Genomic DNA, 14,588 nt, shown 5'->3' with positions numbered 1-14,588 from the left:
TCCCATGACCGATACCACCGTCAAGACCCGTTCTTCCTTTCCCAGTCTGCGTCCGAACCGTCGCCAGCTCATGGCTTGCGGCTGCGGGATGGCGCTCATCGCCACCTGTGTGTCCGGCGCGCGCTGGTGGACGACAGGCCGCTTCATGATCGAAACCGATGACGCCTATGTGCGCGCTGATGTGGTGACCATCGCCCCTCGCGTCGCAGGCAATGTCGTCGCGGTGGTCGTCGCGGATAACCAACGGGTGCGGGCTGGAGACGTTCTCGCGCGGATCGATGATCGGGATTACCGCTTGAGGGCCGAGCAGGCTGAAGGTGCTGTTGCCTCCGCGAAAGCTGATGTCGAGGCGCAACAGGCGCGCATCGCCACATTCAACGCCCAAACCACACAGCAGCAGAGCGTGATCGAACAGAATGGCGCTGCCATCACGGCCCGCGAAGCGGATGCTCATTTCGCTGATCTGGAATACCAGCGGCAATCCAACCTTTCCCGGCAGAAGGTCGGAAGCATACAGAATCTGCAGTCGGCGGAGGCAGTTACCCGCAAGGCCTCAGCGACGCTGGCCGAAGCTCGCGCGACGCTGGCCGCTTCCCGCGCCTATCTGCCAGTCCTGGCAACTCAGCGGGACGCCGCCACCGCCGATCTCGACAAGGCGCGCGGGGCGCTGCAACAAGCTCAGGCGGCGCTGGATGCGGCACGCCTCGACCTCGAGCGAACGGTCATCCGGGCACCCGTGGACGGGCAGGTCGGGCAACGAACCGTACGTGCCGGACAATATGCCGACATCGGCACACCGCTGATGGCGGTCGTGCCCGCACAGGTTTATGTCGTCGCCAACTACAAGGAAACGCAAACCGATCGCATCCGCCCTGGTCAGTCGGCCGTAATCGTCGTCGATGCGTTCGGCGGCGTGGCGATCAAGGGACATGTTGACGACTTTGCGCCGGCCACCGGCGCGCAGTTCGCGCTGCTTCCTCCCGACAACGCCACGGGCAATTTCACCAAGATCGTTCAGCGGATGCCGCTGCGGATCATGGTCGATCCGGGCCAGCCGCGCGCGGCCGAATTGCGGCCGGGCATGTCGGTTGAAACCACCGTCTATACGGGAAGCTCCCAGCCATGACCGGTCAGGCGGAGATCGGCCAGGCGACCGGTCAGGTGTCCTTGCGGTCTTGGATAGCCGTCCTGGGCGGTGTTGTCGGCTGCTTCATGGCGGGCATGAACGTCCATGTGACGAACGCTTCGCTTCCCGATGTGCGTGGCTCGCTAGGGGCTTCTTTCGAAGAAGGGTCATGGATCACCACGGCCTATCTGGTCGCCGAGATCATCATCATTCCGATGACCGGATGGCTGGTGTCGGTCTTCTCGATGCGGCGCGTGCTCATGGTCGGAACAGGCGGCTTCATTCTGTTCTCGATCGTTTGCTCGATGGCGCCCGATATCAACACCATGATCATCGCGCGCGCCTTGCAGGGAGCATTTGGCGGCATCCTGATCCCTCTATCCTTCCAGATCATCGTCAGTGAACTGCCACCGTCGAAACACCCGTTCGGCATGGCCTTGTTCGCTGTAGCCAACAATGTCGCGCAAGCCGCCGGGCCTTCGCTCGGCGGCTGGTTGACCGAAGCCTATAGCTGGCGCTGGATCTTCTATCTTCAGGTGCCGCCGGGCCTGCTGCTGTTGGCGGCGATCGGTTGGGCCACGCCGCGCGCACCGGCATCCCTCGATAGGCTGCGGAGCGGCGACTGGCGCGGCATCATCGCGATGGCCCTCGGCCTGTCCGCGCTCCAGATCATGTTGGAGGAAGGTGAGCGCAAGGACTGGTTCGCATCGACTTTCATTATCGAGACCGCGATCATTGCCGCGCTCGGCCTCACCGCGTTCGTCCTTGTCGAACTGTGGCAGAAGACCCCCTTCATCAACCTGCGTCTACTCGGCCGTTACAACTTTGGGCTGGCGAGCCTGATGCAATTCACCTTCGGCGCTGTCGTGTTCGGGGTGGTGTTCCTCGTTCCGAACTATTTCGCCGAGGCGCACGGCTATAACGCCGAGCAGATCGGGTTGACCATGATCCCCTATGGCCTGGTCCAGTTCGTCATGTCCTTCGCCACCCCCAAGCTGATGCAATGGACCAGCGTGCGCGCGATCATCATTCTCGGCTTCGTCGTCATGGCCGCGGGCTGCCTGATGAATATTCATCTCGACAGCAACGCAGCCGCCAATGTCATCGTGCCGTCGCTCGTGGTGCGCGGGATTGGCCAGTCGTTCATCGTGGTGGCGCTGGGCGTGATGGCGGTGGGTGGGCTTGAGAAATCCGAGCTTGGGTCGGCCTCCGGACTGTTCTCGACCGTCCGCAACGTCGGCGGCGCCATCGGTATCGCGGTGGCCAGTCAGTTTGTCGTGGAACGCGAGAAGTTGCACGCAAGCCGGATCGGCGAGGCTGCCAGTCCCTTTTCGATCGCGTTCCGGGAGCGGACCATAGAGCTGGTGAGGGTGCTGAGCGGGCAGCAGGTTGATCGTCACACGGCATCCTACGGCAAATTGGCGGAACCCTATCGCCAGCAAGCTCTCGCTGTGATGGACAAGTCGGTCCACCATGACGCGCTGCTGCTCGCCTACAGCGATGCGTTCCTGATCGCAGGAATATCCATGTTGATCTGCGCGTTCGGGGGATTGCTCCTGAGAAAACGTCAGCCTTGAAGCACGTGGAGCTGAATGTATATCGGCATGCGGCTCGGATGCCGATCGGCACAGCAACCAATTGATTCTATTGGGCCACGCGGGGTCATTTGATCGTGCCGATCCACAGTCGCCCAATATTGGGGGCCAGCTAACAGCAGAAAAAGACTTTGTAGGTACCACTTCATACTTGGAAGGCATGGCGAGGAGGGCCAGGCCTCCTCGCCGGAGAAGTTGGCCTGGGCCGTCGGGCGGTCAGGCGCCTCATCATGTTCTAGAAAGGCCAGTTGTGTGGCCATGTGGAAGACGCGCTGGCCTACCGTCAGGTCAGGCGACAGGTGCAGGATGTGGTTGGCTGCATCATGGCGGCGGGAGGTGCGCTCTCACGGCGGGCGGCGCTTGCGACGAGTGCCTGATGTAGCATACAATGGTGACACACGCCGATCCACAAAATCTGGCGCCCAAACAGCCAAGGCGATCAATCCCTTGGGCCTCCGTCGGCGAAACCTCCCCTAGGGGACGCCATACTTCCGGCGCTTTAGCTGAACTTTGCGGGACAGTTACGGGACAGTTCACCTCGCGGAACACTGCGAGGACACCTCCCGCCATGGCCACCATCACCCCCAGAGAGAATCGCGAAGGCCAGGTCATCGGCTACCAGGCCAAGGTCCGCCGCGTCGGCCACAAGCCCGTCTCCAAGACCTTCGAGAAAAAGAAGGACGCCGAGCGCTGGGCCAAGTCCGTCGAGACCGACATGGACCGCCGCGTCTTCCTCGACCACAGCCAGGCCGACAGCACTGTAAATCGGCGCAATCAATTGACCCCGCCGACCTCAATAGAATCAAATGGATACCGCGCCGATCGGCGTCCAAGCTGCACGCCGATTAACATCACGCCATGGCCGACCGGATCAAGGCGACGCCCGAAGCCAAGGGGAAGCGCGACCTCGCCCGTCGCAATAGCCCGGTACCCGGTTCCGTGCTTCACGGACACCCCAAGGATAGGCTCGCCACAGACCGCGTACTACGTCGCCAATTTTCGAAAATTGGGCAAGTCCATGCAATAAATCTGCATGCCGCGACGGCATCTTATCGCGGCTGGCATCGACCGTCCGCCCAATCTTCATAAAATTGTCTTCGTGCCCAATGATAACGAAGCCATGACATGGTGCTGGCGCCGCTGTTCGGTTACAACTTCAACTGATAAAGAGCATGGATAAATTAAATGAAGAAAAACTATCTGGCGGCAATCGCAACTATTAATGCCTTATGCTTCGAGCCCGCATTTGCAATGGCGGCGGACACCCCGCAAGAGGTAACGGTCCATCCTTCAATTGATCGCGCGTGCCGGGAGGCGTTGAACGTCGGCCCCAACGACAGCGTCTATGCCGCGTGTGTGGCCAGTTTGCGGGAAACCCTGACGGCAACCAAGAAAGTTCATAACGAACACTGTCAGACCGCATGCAGCGAAGCCGGCCTTAAACCTGGTTCTGAAGCTTTCGACCGGTGTGTCGCCAATCTGAGTGGCGCGCTTGCCCAAGCCCAACTCAACGTCAACTGAGGCCTACCTGAGCTCGAACTGGCCTTCTTTAAGGTCCAGTAACGTCAACACGATGGCAGGGTCGGGCGGAGCCTTCCGTGCCCGCTCTCGCCCGCCCTGCCCATCAAATAAGCGTGCATCCAATGCCAACTGCCATCCGGGTCGGTCATATCGACCTCAGCTTCCACGATGCTTCCGCCCTGGAGGTCGAGCGGATACTGCACGACCACGGCCTGCCGGTCGAACGCTCCGCCGCCTCGCATGAAGAGATGTTCCGGCGCCTAGGTGCCGGCGCCATCGATATCCTGGTTTCCGCCTGGCTGCCTGCCAGCCATGGCGCCTACCTGGCCCCATTCGAGAATGCTGTGCGCAAGGTCGCCATTTTGTACGAACCGTTTTGCATCTGGGGCGTACCCGATTATGTCCCGGAAAGCGCAGTCGCCAGCGTGGAGGACCTGATGCGCCCACCAGCCTTGGACCGCATGGAGCGATTGATCCAAGGCATCAATCCCGGCGCAGGAATCAGCCGTTTCTCCCAGGCCATCATGGTTGAGTACGGGCTGACCGCCGCCGGCTATCACTTTCAAACAGGGACCGAGGAAGAGTGTTTCGGCCGCTACAGCAGCGCCGTGGCGCAGGAACGCTGGGTCGTAGTCCCGCTTTGGCACCCGCAGTGGCTGCACCATCGCCATCGCATCCGCGCCCTGGTGGAACCGAAAGGCCTGCTTGGCGGACGCGACGCCGCCACCTTGATCATCCGTAAGGATGCTGAGGCTAAGGTGGGGACGGCCGCTCTGGCGGAACTGTCGTCTCTATACCTGGGCAATGCCAGGGTCAGCGCCCTGGATGATGCGCTACGTAACCCGGGCAACGTCTGACACATTATGCATTTACGCATGATGATCGTGCTCCAGACACCATGGCCAGCGCACCAACGCATAAATCATGCTGCGTCCATGCCAACCCATCGGGTACAGGTCCCCAATCAAGGATGCACTTCATGAAAGCCATCGGCTACTTCACCCCCGGCGTCATCGGCCGCCACGACGCCCTGGTCGATCTGGATTTGCCCGAGCCCACGCCGGGGCCGCGCGACGTGCTGGTTCGCGTCAAGGCGGTTTCCGTCAATCCGGTGGACACCAAGGTTCGCACCGGCGCCACGCCCGCGGAAGGCCAAGCCCGTATCCTGGGATGGGACGCCGCCGGCATCGTCGAGGCGATTGGCGCGGAAGTCACGCTGTTCCAGGTGGGGGACGAGGTGTACTACGCCGGCGACCTCAGCCGCCCCGGCACCAACGCTGAACTCCACGCGGTGGATGAGCGCATCGTGGCGCACAAGCCCCGTTCCCTGTCCTGGGCCCAGGCTGCGGCGCTGCCTCTGACCTCGCTGACCGCATGGGAACTCTTGTTCGACCGCCTGCGCGTCCCTTACGGCAAAAAGGGGGGCACCGGTTCCCTTTTGGTCATCAATGGGGCCGGCGGCGTCGGGTCCATCCTGATCCAGTTGGCGCGCCGCTTGACCGGACTGACCGTCATAGCCACCGCCTCGCGCCCTGAGACCATCACCTGGGTGAAGGACATGGGCGCCCATTACGTTATCGACCACCACAAGCCGCTGGACGAGGAATTGGCCCGCATCGGCATTCCGGAAGTGGAATATGTCGCCGGCCTAACCGCCACGGACAAGCAGTTGCCCGTCCTGCCGAAGATCATCGCGGCCCAGGGCCATCTGGCCTTGATCGACGACCCGAAGTCCTTCGACATCGTACCGCTGAAGCGCAAGTCCATCACCGTCGCCTGGGAACTGATGTTTACCCGGTCGCTATATCGGACCGCCGACATGATCGAGCAGCACAAGCTGCTGCAGGAGGTGGCCCACCTGGTGGACGTGGGCGTGCTGAAGACCACGCTGGCCGAGGAACTCAGCCCCATCAACGCCACCAACCTGAAGGCGGTCCACGCCATCGTGGAAAGCGGCACCGCCATCGGCAAGACGGTGCTGTCCGGCTTCTGAGCGACTGACGGAAGGGAAAACCCACGATGAGATCGACAATCACGGCGCTGACACTGGCCACGACGATGCTGAGCGCGGCCCTGCCGGCCCTGGCAACGCCGCCTAAGGATGCGCCCGCCCTGCTGCCGGTGGAGCATGTGGCCGCGTTGACGGGCGCCATGCCCACGGGCGTCACCGTCGCCCCCAGTGGCCGCATCTTCCTGAACTATCCTCAATGGGGCGACAAAAGCCCGTTTGCCGTGGCGGAACTGAAGGATGGCAAGGTCAGCCCCTATCCGGACACCGCTTTCAACCAAGCCGACACGGCGCACGCTGATCAGCACCTGATCAGCGTGCAGAGCGTGGTGGCCGACGGCGCCAATCGCCTGTGGATCCTGGACACGGGCGCCCCCGGCTTCGCCGCCCCCATTCCTGGCGGCGCGAAGCTGGTGGCCGTGGATCTGGCGACCGACCAAGTGGTCCGCACCATTGTGCTGGGCGACGAGACGGTGTTGCCGACAACGTACCTGAACGACGTCCGTTTCGATCTGCGCCAAGGCTCAGCCGGCGTCGCCTACATCACCGACAGCTCGGTAAAGGGGCCAGGCGGGCTGATCGTGGTGGATTTGGCCACCGGCAAGGCGTTGCGCCGCCTGTCCGGCCACCCGACCACCATGCCGGACCCAGGGTTCAAGCCTACCGTTGAGGGCAAGGTGCTCATGAGCCGTCCCAAGGGGCAGACGCCCAGCCCCTGGCTGGTAGCGACGGATGGCATCGCCATTTCCGCCGACGGGGCGACGCTATATTACTGCGCCCTGTCCAGCCGTCACTTCTACGCCGTGCCCACCGCGCTGCTGCGGGACCCGTCGGTGACCGACGCCACCATCGCCGCCGCCATCCGCGACCTGGGCCCCAAGGCCCCGTCCGACGGCCTGGCCGAGGATGACAAGGGCCGCCTGTACGCCGGCGATTACGAACACGGGACGATCCGGCGCTTCGAGGATGTCGTCCCAAGCGGCGGTAAGGGTAAAGCTGGCGCCCATTGGCAGACCATAGCGAAGGATCCCGCCATCCTATGGCCGGACACCCTGTCCGTGGGAACAGACGGCTACCTCTACTTCACGGCTAATCAATTGTATCGCCAAGCCGGATTCAATGAGGGCGTGGACAAACGCCGTCAGCCTTATGAACTGCTGCGCATCCGCATCGATGCCGGCCCCGTCCTGCTGAAGTGAGATAAGCCATGTCCACGACACCCTCCATTCCCCCTGATCAGATCCAGCTTGTGGCCTATCTCACGGCCAAACCCGGGCAGGAACAGGCCTTGACCGACGCCATCACCGCCATCGTGCCCCATGTGCTATCGGAGCCGGGCTGCATCACCTACGCCGCCCACATCAGCCGCGACGATCCCCGTACCGTGGTGATGTATGAGGTCTGGGCCAACCAGACCGCCTTGGACATCCATGCCAAGGCCTCAGCCTTCACCTCCCTCGCGGCGCGCTTTGATGAATTGCTGGGCGCGCCACTGCGGCTGGAACTGCTGCGACGCGTCGCCTGAGGCAGGACGGCTAGACGGCTGGACCGTGTCGTTAACCGCCGGCTATGGCGACGGCGCGGTCCAGATGGTCCAGCAGAGCCCGGAGACGGGCGAGCCGGCGCAGGTCACGGTGGTAACCCAGCCAGACCTCACGCGCGGGCGGTTCCTCGCCAATGTCGACTTCCACCAATCCACGGCCGTCGGCCACCGCGCGAGGCAGCACGGCCAAACCGGCGCCCCCCTCGCATGCGGCCACCTGGACATCGCGGCTGTTGCTGCGCAAGGTGAAGCCCGCCTCGGGGAAATGGCGGCGCAACCAGGCGACGTCGGCTTGAGTGCTCAACTGGCTGTCCATGGCGATTAAGCAGTGGTCGGCACCGCCGCCCGATGCCGTCGGCATCCCTCGTCGTTCCAGGTAAACGGGGGCGGCATAGAGGGCATAGGGCACGGTCATGAAACGCCGCTGCACGATGTCCGGCCCATCGAACGGCAGGAAGCGGAACAGCAGGTCGGCATCGCGGCGGTTCAGGTCGAACAGGCGGGAATCCACCACCAACTCCACTGTCACCTTGGGATGCTGGAGGGAAAAGCCGGCCAAGGCCGGCGCCAGGATGCGCCGCCCGAACCATTCCGATGACGACAACCGCAACAGCCCTTCCAGCGTGCGGCCTTCGCCCACCAGGCGCCGTTCCAGGGCCAGCACTTCAGCCTCAACACGGTCGGCGTACTGCAACATGACCTCGCCATCGTCGGTCAGTCGGAAGCCGCCCGGGGTGCGCTGGAACAGGGTCACGCCCAACCGCCCTTCCAGGGCCTTCAGCCGCCGCCCCGCCGTGGGCTGGGTCAGATTCAGGCGGGGGGCTGCGGCACTCAAGGTCCCAGCGCGGGCGATGGCCAGGAACAGCCGCAAATCGTCCCATTCCAGGGTGGATGTCTCCAAAGGGGTCTTGCCGGATGTCACGTGTGGGGCCGCCATCGTCACTAATGCCGCCGAACCATAGGCCAGCGGCACCCGAGCCAGCAACGGGCTGGCTCGGTGGCTCATGCCGTCGTCGCGGCCGCGTTCAGACGGGTAATCGTCTCATCGGTCGTCCAAAGACCGCTGGCCAACCAGCGGAAGTTGGTCAGCGCGGCCAGATACCCGTCACCCTCCGGCACCTTGCTGGCGGCAGTGGCGTCGCGCACGACCACCACTTCGAAGCCATGTTCAACGAAATCACGCAAATGGGATTCCACGCAGAAATTGGCGGCCATACCCGCCAGAATGACCTGATCCACCCGCCGCTTGCGCAGCTGGAACAGCACATCGTTGGTCTGCGGACCCGCTATCTTGTGGGGGGAGCATACAACCGTGTGCCCGTCCTCAATCAGGCCCTTGTATTCCGGCATCCAATCGGCGCCGGAACCGACAAACCCTTCCAGGGACAGGGGATCGCGCCGGTCGAACATGCGCAGCTTGTGCATCAGCGCCTCGCCCGGAGCGGCAAAGTCCCACTTGTGGTCGTGCGGATAATAATAATGCGGGGAGATCACCACCGGCAAATTCACAGCCTTGGCCGCCACCATCAGCCGGCCCAGGTTGGGTACGGTACCGAGTTCGGTGATGTTCGCGCCGAAAGCGCCCCAAGCGGTGCCGTGCGGGCTCAGGAAATCGACCTGCGGATCGGTGATCACCAGCGCCGCCCGGCGCAGATCAAGGGTGACGGGAGTTGGGGGAAGGGCCGGGTTTTCCGGATCGGCGTACAGCGGATTCAATTCAGCTTGGGCTGCGTCGGACATGTCGTTGACTCCGGAATAACTGGGTTGCCTTGCGAATGGCCGACACTGTCCCCCCAGGCGCCGCCGGGCTTGTCCAGAACGCTATGATTTGCATGAAACGGCCGACATATCGTCGGCCGGTGGAGTGGCTGCTTGCGCAAAGCCGGACGCCCGTTCAACGTCGGAATGATTATGGAAGGGAAAGATATCATGGGGTTGACCGGGGCCGCCGGCTGATCACTGGTTATCCGGGGCCGCCGATCCGCCCTGACGTTTGCACGCCCACTTCGCTGTGAAGGCGGACGGCAGGTGCAGGGATATGGTGGAAGCGTTCGGCCATTCAGCCGGCGATGGCAGGCCCCTGATAGGCGGCACGGTGTCAACGTCTATGCATGTCCCGGTGGATACCCTCCCCCATGCTAGCAGAGCGGCGACGTCGACCCCGGCCGAAGCCTCAGCCCTCGGGCTGGACGGTTCCGATCAACAATGACTCCGGCGCCATCACTGGCGCCCACATCCCCGTCAACAACGGATTTCCCACAAAATGGCTGGCGCCGCTTCCCACGGAACCTGCCGTCATGCAAAAAGAATACGGAAGGTAGCGTTAACATGGAGCCAGCAGGCGGTATGGACGGTTTGAACGGCGGCGGCCTTTTCGTGCTTGTGACGACTTGGCTGTTGGCGGTTGCCGTCGGTCTCTCTTTGCTGGCTGCTCGCCGAAAGCTGCATGCCACCCGCCTGGCCTTGACGGATAGCCGGCAGGAGTTGGAGCAGCTGTTGCTGGCCGTGCCTAAGATCATCTGGCGCACTGGTCCGACCGGCCTGCCCGACTTGGTGAATAAGCGCTTCTCCGTCCTCACCGGCGCGAACGTTGACGATCCGTGCGCTGTCGATTTCACCCGCTTTGTGCACCCTGAAGATTTGCCCGCCGTACAAGCGACATGGGCGCAAGCCCGCGCCACCCGCCAGCCCTTCCTGGTGCGGTTCCGTTTGCGCCACGCCGATGGCAATTACCGCTGGATGTCATCCACCGGCCGCCCCACCCTTTCCGACTCAGGAGAGGTGCGGCGCTGGTATGGCGGCATCATCGACATCGATTGCGAATACGCGGCGGTGGAAGCCCTTCGCCAGCTAAACGTCACCTTGCAGCAGCGGGTGGAAGAGCGCAGTCATGATCTGGCGCGCAGCGAGGCGCGCTATCGTCGCCTGTTCGAGGTCAGCAACATCAGCTTCTGCGAACAGGACATCGGCGAGGCCAAGGCGCTGCTGGACGGGCTTAAGAGCAAGGGCGTCACCGACTTCCGCGGTTACGTGACGGCCCATCCGGAATTTCTGGACCGCTGCGTCAACGCCGTTAGGACGATCGAGGTGAATGAGGCACTGGCCCGGCTGCTGGGCTATGGGGATAGGGCGGAACTAGCCGCCAAGCCGCCGCGGCAAAACGCCGAAAATGCGATGCAGGTGCTGACCAATCAGTTGGAGGCCGCCTTCCATGGCTGGTCCAACATCGAGGGCCGTACCATCCTGATTGGGAAGGATGATCGCCGCGTCCCCGTATTCTATACAGTCCGCCTCATTTCGGAGACGATTCAGGTTTCAAGCCATATCGACCTTACAGAACGGGAACGGATCGAAGCGCAGCGCATGGCAGCACAATCGGAACGGGCACAGTCCAACCGCATCGCCACGGTGGACGCGCTATCCACCTCGTTGGCGCATGAGTTGAACCAACCCATCGCCGCCATCATGACCGACGTGGGCACGGGTGTGCGATGGCTACAGGCTGACCCGCCCAACACTGAAGGTCTGCTGCGGGTGCTGCGGCGTCTGGAGGTCAACGGCCAACGGCTGGCCGATATCGTGCAGCGGACCCGCGACCAGCTGGTGAAAGGGAAGCGCGATATCGGGCCGCTGGACCTGATCAAGCTCGCATTTGAGACCCAAAGCCTGCTTGAAGGCGACTTGGCCGCGCGCGGCACCACCATGACCATCACCTGTGCCCCCGGATTGCAGCCTGTCGCCGCCGACCGGGTGGAATTACAGCAGGTGCTGGTGAACTTGGTGCTGAACGGGATGGAGGCCATGGTCGACCTGCCGCGGGGGGCTCGATCGATCACGGTGACGGCACAGTCCGTTGGCGAGGGGTTCATCCAGGTGGCCGTGGCCGATAAGGGGCCCGGCATCGCGGAGGAGAACCTGGCAAAACTATTTCAGCCCTTTTTCACCACCAAGCCAGGCGGCATGGGCATAGGCCTGCAGATCTGCCGATCCGCCATTGAGGCCTTGGGCGGTACCTTGAGGGCCCGTAACGGAGAGCACGGCGGCGCAGTCTTCGAGTTCACGCTGCCCGTCGCCTAAACGGGAACGACGCTTGGAAGTGCCCGATCAACGCTGCCGCGCGACAGCCCGTTCAACACTCGCAATGAGTACGTCAGGATTGCACGGCTTTTCAAAAAAATCATGGACGCCGGCGTCGCGCGCGCGCGCGCGCACCTGTTCGCTGGGAAAGGCTGTCAGCAGGATCACCGGGCAGGTGCAGTGTCGATTGCGCATGAGGGGCTGGATCTCCAGCCCGGACATGCCCGGCATCTGAATATCAGAGACGACGCAGTCGAACCGTCCCAGATCGGATTGGAACAGATCTTCGGCAGAGGAAAACACCTGGGTGCCGAAGCCGAAGGATTGCAACAAATCCTCCAGGCTCGCGCGAACGGACGCGTCGTCGTCCACCACCGCCACTACTCTCTCAGAGGTCATCCCGGCCGCCATTTAAAATCCTAAACCTGGCCTGATCCGCGGAGGCCGCCGACGGCGCGGCGTTGACCTCCCTTTCCATCCCAAGCTGAATGCAGGTTTTAACACCATGTCCCCCCCGGCGGCGAGCCTCGGGGACACCAAGATTTTTCCCTTACCCACTTATTCTCGCGGCGTCTCGCTCCAGGCGGAACAACCTTGGCTCTCCATCAGCGCGCCATCGCCGCCATGTTCCGATCAATTTTCCAAATTCGCCGCCAACGTAACGGTGTTTCACCCACAGTCCGGCGAAAAAGCCGGGAGAAATGAGCCTGATCACTAAAGCCACAGGAGCAAGCGACGGAACTGAGTGGATCGTCGGTGGACAACATCAGTACTTGCGCGCGATGCACCCGTTTTCTCACAACAAAATCCCGGGGTGTTTCACCCGTTGTCGCCTTGAATGCGCGGGCGAAGTAGGAATAGCTGAGACGGCTAACCTCGGAGAGCTCTTTTAAGGTGATGCTTCCCCCCAAGTTCCTCTCGATGTGATCCATCACCTGCCGCAGCTGCCAGGGCGTCAAACCTCCCTTATGCGCGGACGCTTTCGGATCGAGCGTAACGGATATGAATTGCGCGCCTTCCTTGGCAAGGTCGCGGACACCAAGTACGTTCGCCATTTCCTCAAGATATTCGCGGACGGCACACAGATCGAAATCCAGAGCCTCCTTGGCGTTGATCGCCAAAGCCACAAGTTTCTCTGCCTGAATTTCCCTGGTGGTCGGCGAGTAATGGTTCATAGCTCAGCTCCCGTCGCAAAAGACGGACGCCATCGTGGGGTTACAAGGCGATTTATGGAATCGTACCCTCGCTCATGTCGTCCCATACCAGGTCGATCATACCTTATACCAAGGTCTGGGTTTGGCATGCCTCCCCCCTCTGGAAGGCTAAGGTCCAATACCGCCGGAGCCGATAGATTGTGCGAACTCCGGCTCCTGGTCCGGTAAACGGCGGAAGGACGATGCAGGGTGCAAACGGCTGCGAAAAGGCATGAGAACCTCCCCCCTTTCCGACTGAAGCTCGTCATCGGCCTAGTCCTGGGCAATGCCCTGGAATTCTATGACTTCACTACCTATGCCTTCGTCGCCGTCAGCATCGGCCGGGCCTTCTTCCCAGCCGATGAGGCTTGGGCGGCGCTGCTGCTTTCCACGGCTGTTTTCGGCGTTGGATTCCTGGCGCGCCCCATCGGCGGCATCATCATTGGGATTTATGCCGACAGCCGGGGACGCGGACCGGCACTGATCCTGACCATCTGCCTGATGGCCGCGGGCTTGTTGATTCTCGGCCTGACGCCAGGATACGACCGCATCGGCATGGCCGGTCCCGTACTGATCGTCTTGGCGCGTCTGCTTCAGGGATTCGCCCTGGGTGGAGAGGTGGGGGCATCCACCGCCCTCCTGCTGGAATTGGCGCCGGCGCGACGTCGCGGCCTCTACACAGCCTGGCAACTGGCCAGCCAGGGCGGAGCCACGTTGGTTGCCGGCCTCCTGGGCCTGGGGCTCATCCTATGCCTGCCACCGGCCGCCATGGACGAATGGGGCTGGCGCCTGCTTCTATTGCCGGGCTTGGCCATCCTACCTGCGGGGCTGTTTTTGCGCCGGTGCCTGCCCATGGCCGCCCCGGAGCCCGCCAGCACGATCGCCTTGGCACGGGATCTGGCCCGCCACCGCCACATCCTGCTGATCGCCATCCCGGTGCTGTTGTGCGGCACGGTCACCACCTTCACCAGCAACTATATGACGACATATGCGCTTACCATTCTTGGGATGCCGCCGGCGGCATCAATCGCCGTCACAGCCATGGTGGGTGGATGCGTTCTGGTCTTCGCGCTCATTGGTGGCTGGCTGGCAGACCGGATGGGAAGGCGTCCGGTCATGCTCCTGCCCCGGCTGGCCCTGGCCCTGTTGGCCTATCCCTGCTTCGCCTTGATGGTCCGGCAGCCTGGTGCCACTACGACACTGCTGGCGTCGGGCCTGCTGGCGGCGCTTGGCGCCATCAGCGGTGCTGCCAGCTTGACCGCCATAACCGAACTTCTACCCCACCGGGTACGCGCGGGCGGCTTGGCCATGGTCTATAGCCTTACCATTTCCTTGTTCGGCGGAACGACGCAGTTCATCATAACATGGCTAATGCAACGAACCGGCGACCCCCTGTCGCCGGCCTATTACCTCATCATCACCAGCCTGATCGGGCTGATCGCCATGGCTGCCCTGCCCGAGACCCGCTCTCACGCACCAGCGGATTTAAGCCCGGTGACGTCGTAAGGCCTTGCTTCGATCTTCG

Annotated in this window: 14 protein-coding genes; 10 read left to right on the top strand and 4 right to left on the bottom strand. The window is 62.6% G+C overall.

The genetic code is table 11. The features are described 5' to 3' along the window. The first annotated feature begins 4 nt into the window (after positions 1 to 4). From P5F91_RS01320 to P5F91_RS01285, 8 genes are all read left to right on the top strand, one after another. Positions 5 to 1,126, top strand: a complete 1,122-nt coding sequence (locus P5F91_RS01320) for an HlyD family secretion protein (RefSeq protein WP_277906230.1) — start codon at positions 5 to 7, stop codon at positions 1,124 to 1,126. Next, the gene (locus P5F91_RS01315) at positions 1,123 to 2,703 is read left to right on the top strand and encodes a DHA2 family efflux MFS transporter permease subunit (RefSeq protein WP_277906229.1); all 1,581 of its coding nucleotides are present in this window, start codon (positions 1,123 to 1,125) and stop codon (positions 2,701 to 2,703) included. The genes P5F91_RS01320 and P5F91_RS01315 overlap by 4 nt, the downstream gene beginning before the upstream one ends. A gap of 586 nt (positions 2,704 to 3,289) precedes the next feature. Further along, positions 3,290 to 3,748, top strand: a complete 459-nt coding sequence (locus tag P5F91_RS01310; protein ID WP_186455024.1) for a hypothetical protein — start codon at positions 3,290 to 3,292, stop codon at positions 3,746 to 3,748. Positions 3,749 to 3,906: 158 nt separating this feature from the next. Next, on the top strand, positions 3,907 to 4,242 hold the full coding sequence (locus P5F91_RS01305) for a hypothetical protein (protein ID WP_145613766.1): 336 nt from the start codon (positions 3,907 to 3,909) through the stop codon (positions 4,240 to 4,242). 122 nt (positions 4,243 to 4,364) lie between these two features. Continuing rightward, the gene (locus P5F91_RS01300; protein ID WP_277906228.1) at positions 4,365 to 5,099 is read left to right on the top strand and encodes a glycine betaine ABC transporter substrate-binding protein; all 735 of its coding nucleotides are present in this window, start codon (positions 4,365 to 4,367) and stop codon (positions 5,097 to 5,099) included. 122 nt (positions 5,100 to 5,221) lie between these two features. Next, entirely contained in the window at positions 5,222 to 6,235 is a 1,014-nt protein-coding gene (locus P5F91_RS01295; RefSeq protein WP_145613764.1) for a zinc-binding alcohol dehydrogenase family protein, read from the top strand. Between the two features lie 26 nt (positions 6,236 to 6,261). Then, the gene (locus P5F91_RS01290; RefSeq protein ID WP_211107246.1) at positions 6,262 to 7,449 is read left to right on the top strand and encodes an L-dopachrome tautomerase-related protein; all 1,188 of its coding nucleotides are present in this window, start codon (positions 6,262 to 6,264) and stop codon (positions 7,447 to 7,449) included. An 8-nt stretch (positions 7,450 to 7,457) separates the two neighbouring features. Next, the gene (locus tag P5F91_RS01285) at positions 7,458 to 7,775 is read left to right on the top strand and encodes a putative quinol monooxygenase (protein WP_145613763.1); all 318 of its coding nucleotides are present in this window, start codon (positions 7,458 to 7,460) and stop codon (positions 7,773 to 7,775) included. 31 nt (positions 7,776 to 7,806) lie between these two features. On the opposite strand, the gene P5F91_RS01280 is transcribed toward P5F91_RS01285, so the two are convergent. Both P5F91_RS01280 and P5F91_RS01275 read right to left on the bottom strand, forming a co-directional pair. Then, the gene (locus tag P5F91_RS01280; RefSeq protein ID WP_277906226.1) at positions 7,807 to 8,715 is read right to left on the bottom strand and encodes a LysR family transcriptional regulator; all 909 of its coding nucleotides are present in this window, start codon (positions 8,713 to 8,715) and stop codon (positions 7,807 to 7,809) included. An 80-nt stretch (positions 8,716 to 8,795) separates the two neighbouring features. Continuing rightward, positions 8,796 to 9,533 (bottom strand): cysteine hydrolase family protein, encoded by a 738-nt coding sequence (locus P5F91_RS01275; RefSeq protein WP_277906225.1) that lies wholly within the window; start codon positions 9,531 to 9,533, stop codon positions 8,796 to 8,798. Positions 9,534 to 10,139: 606 nt separating this feature from the next. Between P5F91_RS01275 and P5F91_RS01270 the strand changes: the two genes are divergently transcribed. Continuing rightward, positions 10,140 to 11,870, top strand: coding sequence for a PAS domain-containing sensor histidine kinase (locus tag P5F91_RS01270; RefSeq protein WP_277906224.1), 1,731 nt, complete (start codon positions 10,140 to 10,142; stop codon positions 11,868 to 11,870). A 27-nt stretch (positions 11,871 to 11,897) separates the two neighbouring features. On the opposite strand, the gene P5F91_RS01265 is transcribed toward P5F91_RS01270, so the two are convergent. Together P5F91_RS01265 and P5F91_RS01260 are read right to left on the bottom strand one after the other, a co-directional pair. Next, on the bottom strand, positions 11,898 to 12,281 hold the full coding sequence (locus P5F91_RS01265) for a response regulator transcription factor (RefSeq protein ID WP_145613760.1): 384 nt from the start codon (positions 12,279 to 12,281) through the stop codon (positions 11,898 to 11,900). 194 nt (positions 12,282 to 12,475) lie between these two features. Beyond that, on the bottom strand, positions 12,476 to 13,045 hold the full coding sequence (locus tag P5F91_RS01260) for a helix-turn-helix domain-containing protein (RefSeq protein WP_277906223.1): 570 nt from the start codon (positions 13,043 to 13,045) through the stop codon (positions 12,476 to 12,478). Positions 13,046 to 13,273: 228 nt separating this feature from the next. Between P5F91_RS01260 and P5F91_RS01255 the strand changes: the two genes are divergently transcribed. After that, positions 13,274 to 14,569: an MFS transporter gene (locus P5F91_RS01255; RefSeq protein WP_277906221.1), complete on the top strand. Its 1,296-nt coding sequence runs from the start codon at positions 13,274 to 13,276 to the stop codon at positions 14,567 to 14,569. The last annotated feature ends 19 nt before the right edge of the window (positions 14,570 to 14,588 follow it).

It is taken from the genome of Nitrospirillum amazonense (assembly GCF_029594735.1).
In the GTDB taxonomy this organism is placed as follows: domain Bacteria; phylum Pseudomonadota; class Alphaproteobacteria; order Azospirillales; family Azospirillaceae; genus Nitrospirillum; species Nitrospirillum amazonense.
The sequence above is the reverse complement of the archived record's forward strand: the minus strand, read 5'-3'. Positions and strand labels throughout refer to the sequence as shown.

What these genes read in the sequence shown, in the direction of transcription:
- P5F91_RS01290 (WP_211107246.1), top strand. Translation starts at nt 6,262, where the DNA reads ATGAGATCGACAATCACGGCGCTGACACTGGCCACGACGATGCTGAGC.
- P5F91_RS01310 (WP_186455024.1), top strand. Translation starts at nt 3,290, where the DNA reads ATGGCCACCATCACCCCCAGAGAGAATCGCGAAGGCCAGGTCATCGGC.
- P5F91_RS01260 (WP_277906223.1), bottom strand. Translation starts at nt 13,045, where the DNA reads ATGAACCATTACTCGCCGACCACCAGGGAAATTCAGGCAGAGAAACTT.
- P5F91_RS01300 (WP_277906228.1), top strand. Translation starts at nt 4,365, where the DNA reads ATGCCAACTGCCATCCGGGTCGGTCATATCGACCTCAGCTTCCACGAT.
- P5F91_RS01275 (WP_277906225.1), bottom strand. Translation starts at nt 9,533, where the DNA reads ATGTCCGACGCAGCCCAAGCTGAATTGAATCCGCTGTACGCCGATCCG.
- P5F91_RS01320 (WP_277906230.1), top strand. Translation starts at nt 5, where the DNA reads ATGACCGATACCACCGTCAAGACCCGTTCTTCCTTTCCCAGTCTGCGT.
- P5F91_RS01305 (WP_145613766.1), top strand. Translation starts at nt 3,907, where the DNA reads ATGAAGAAAAACTATCTGGCGGCAATCGCAACTATTAATGCCTTATGC.
- P5F91_RS01295 (WP_145613764.1), top strand. Translation starts at nt 5,222, where the DNA reads ATGAAAGCCATCGGCTACTTCACCCCCGGCGTCATCGGCCGCCACGAC.
- P5F91_RS01315 (WP_277906229.1), top strand. Translation starts at nt 1,123, where the DNA reads ATGACCGGTCAGGCGGAGATCGGCCAGGCGACCGGTCAGGTGTCCTTG.
- P5F91_RS01270 (WP_277906224.1), top strand. Translation starts at nt 10,140, where the DNA reads ATGGACGGTTTGAACGGCGGCGGCCTTTTCGTGCTTGTGACGACTTGG.
- P5F91_RS01265 (WP_145613760.1), bottom strand. Translation starts at nt 12,281, where the DNA reads ATGGCGGCCGGGATGACCTCTGAGAGAGTAGTGGCGGTGGTGGACGAC.
- P5F91_RS01285 (WP_145613763.1), top strand. Translation starts at nt 7,458, where the DNA reads ATGTCCACGACACCCTCCATTCCCCCTGATCAGATCCAGCTTGTGGCC.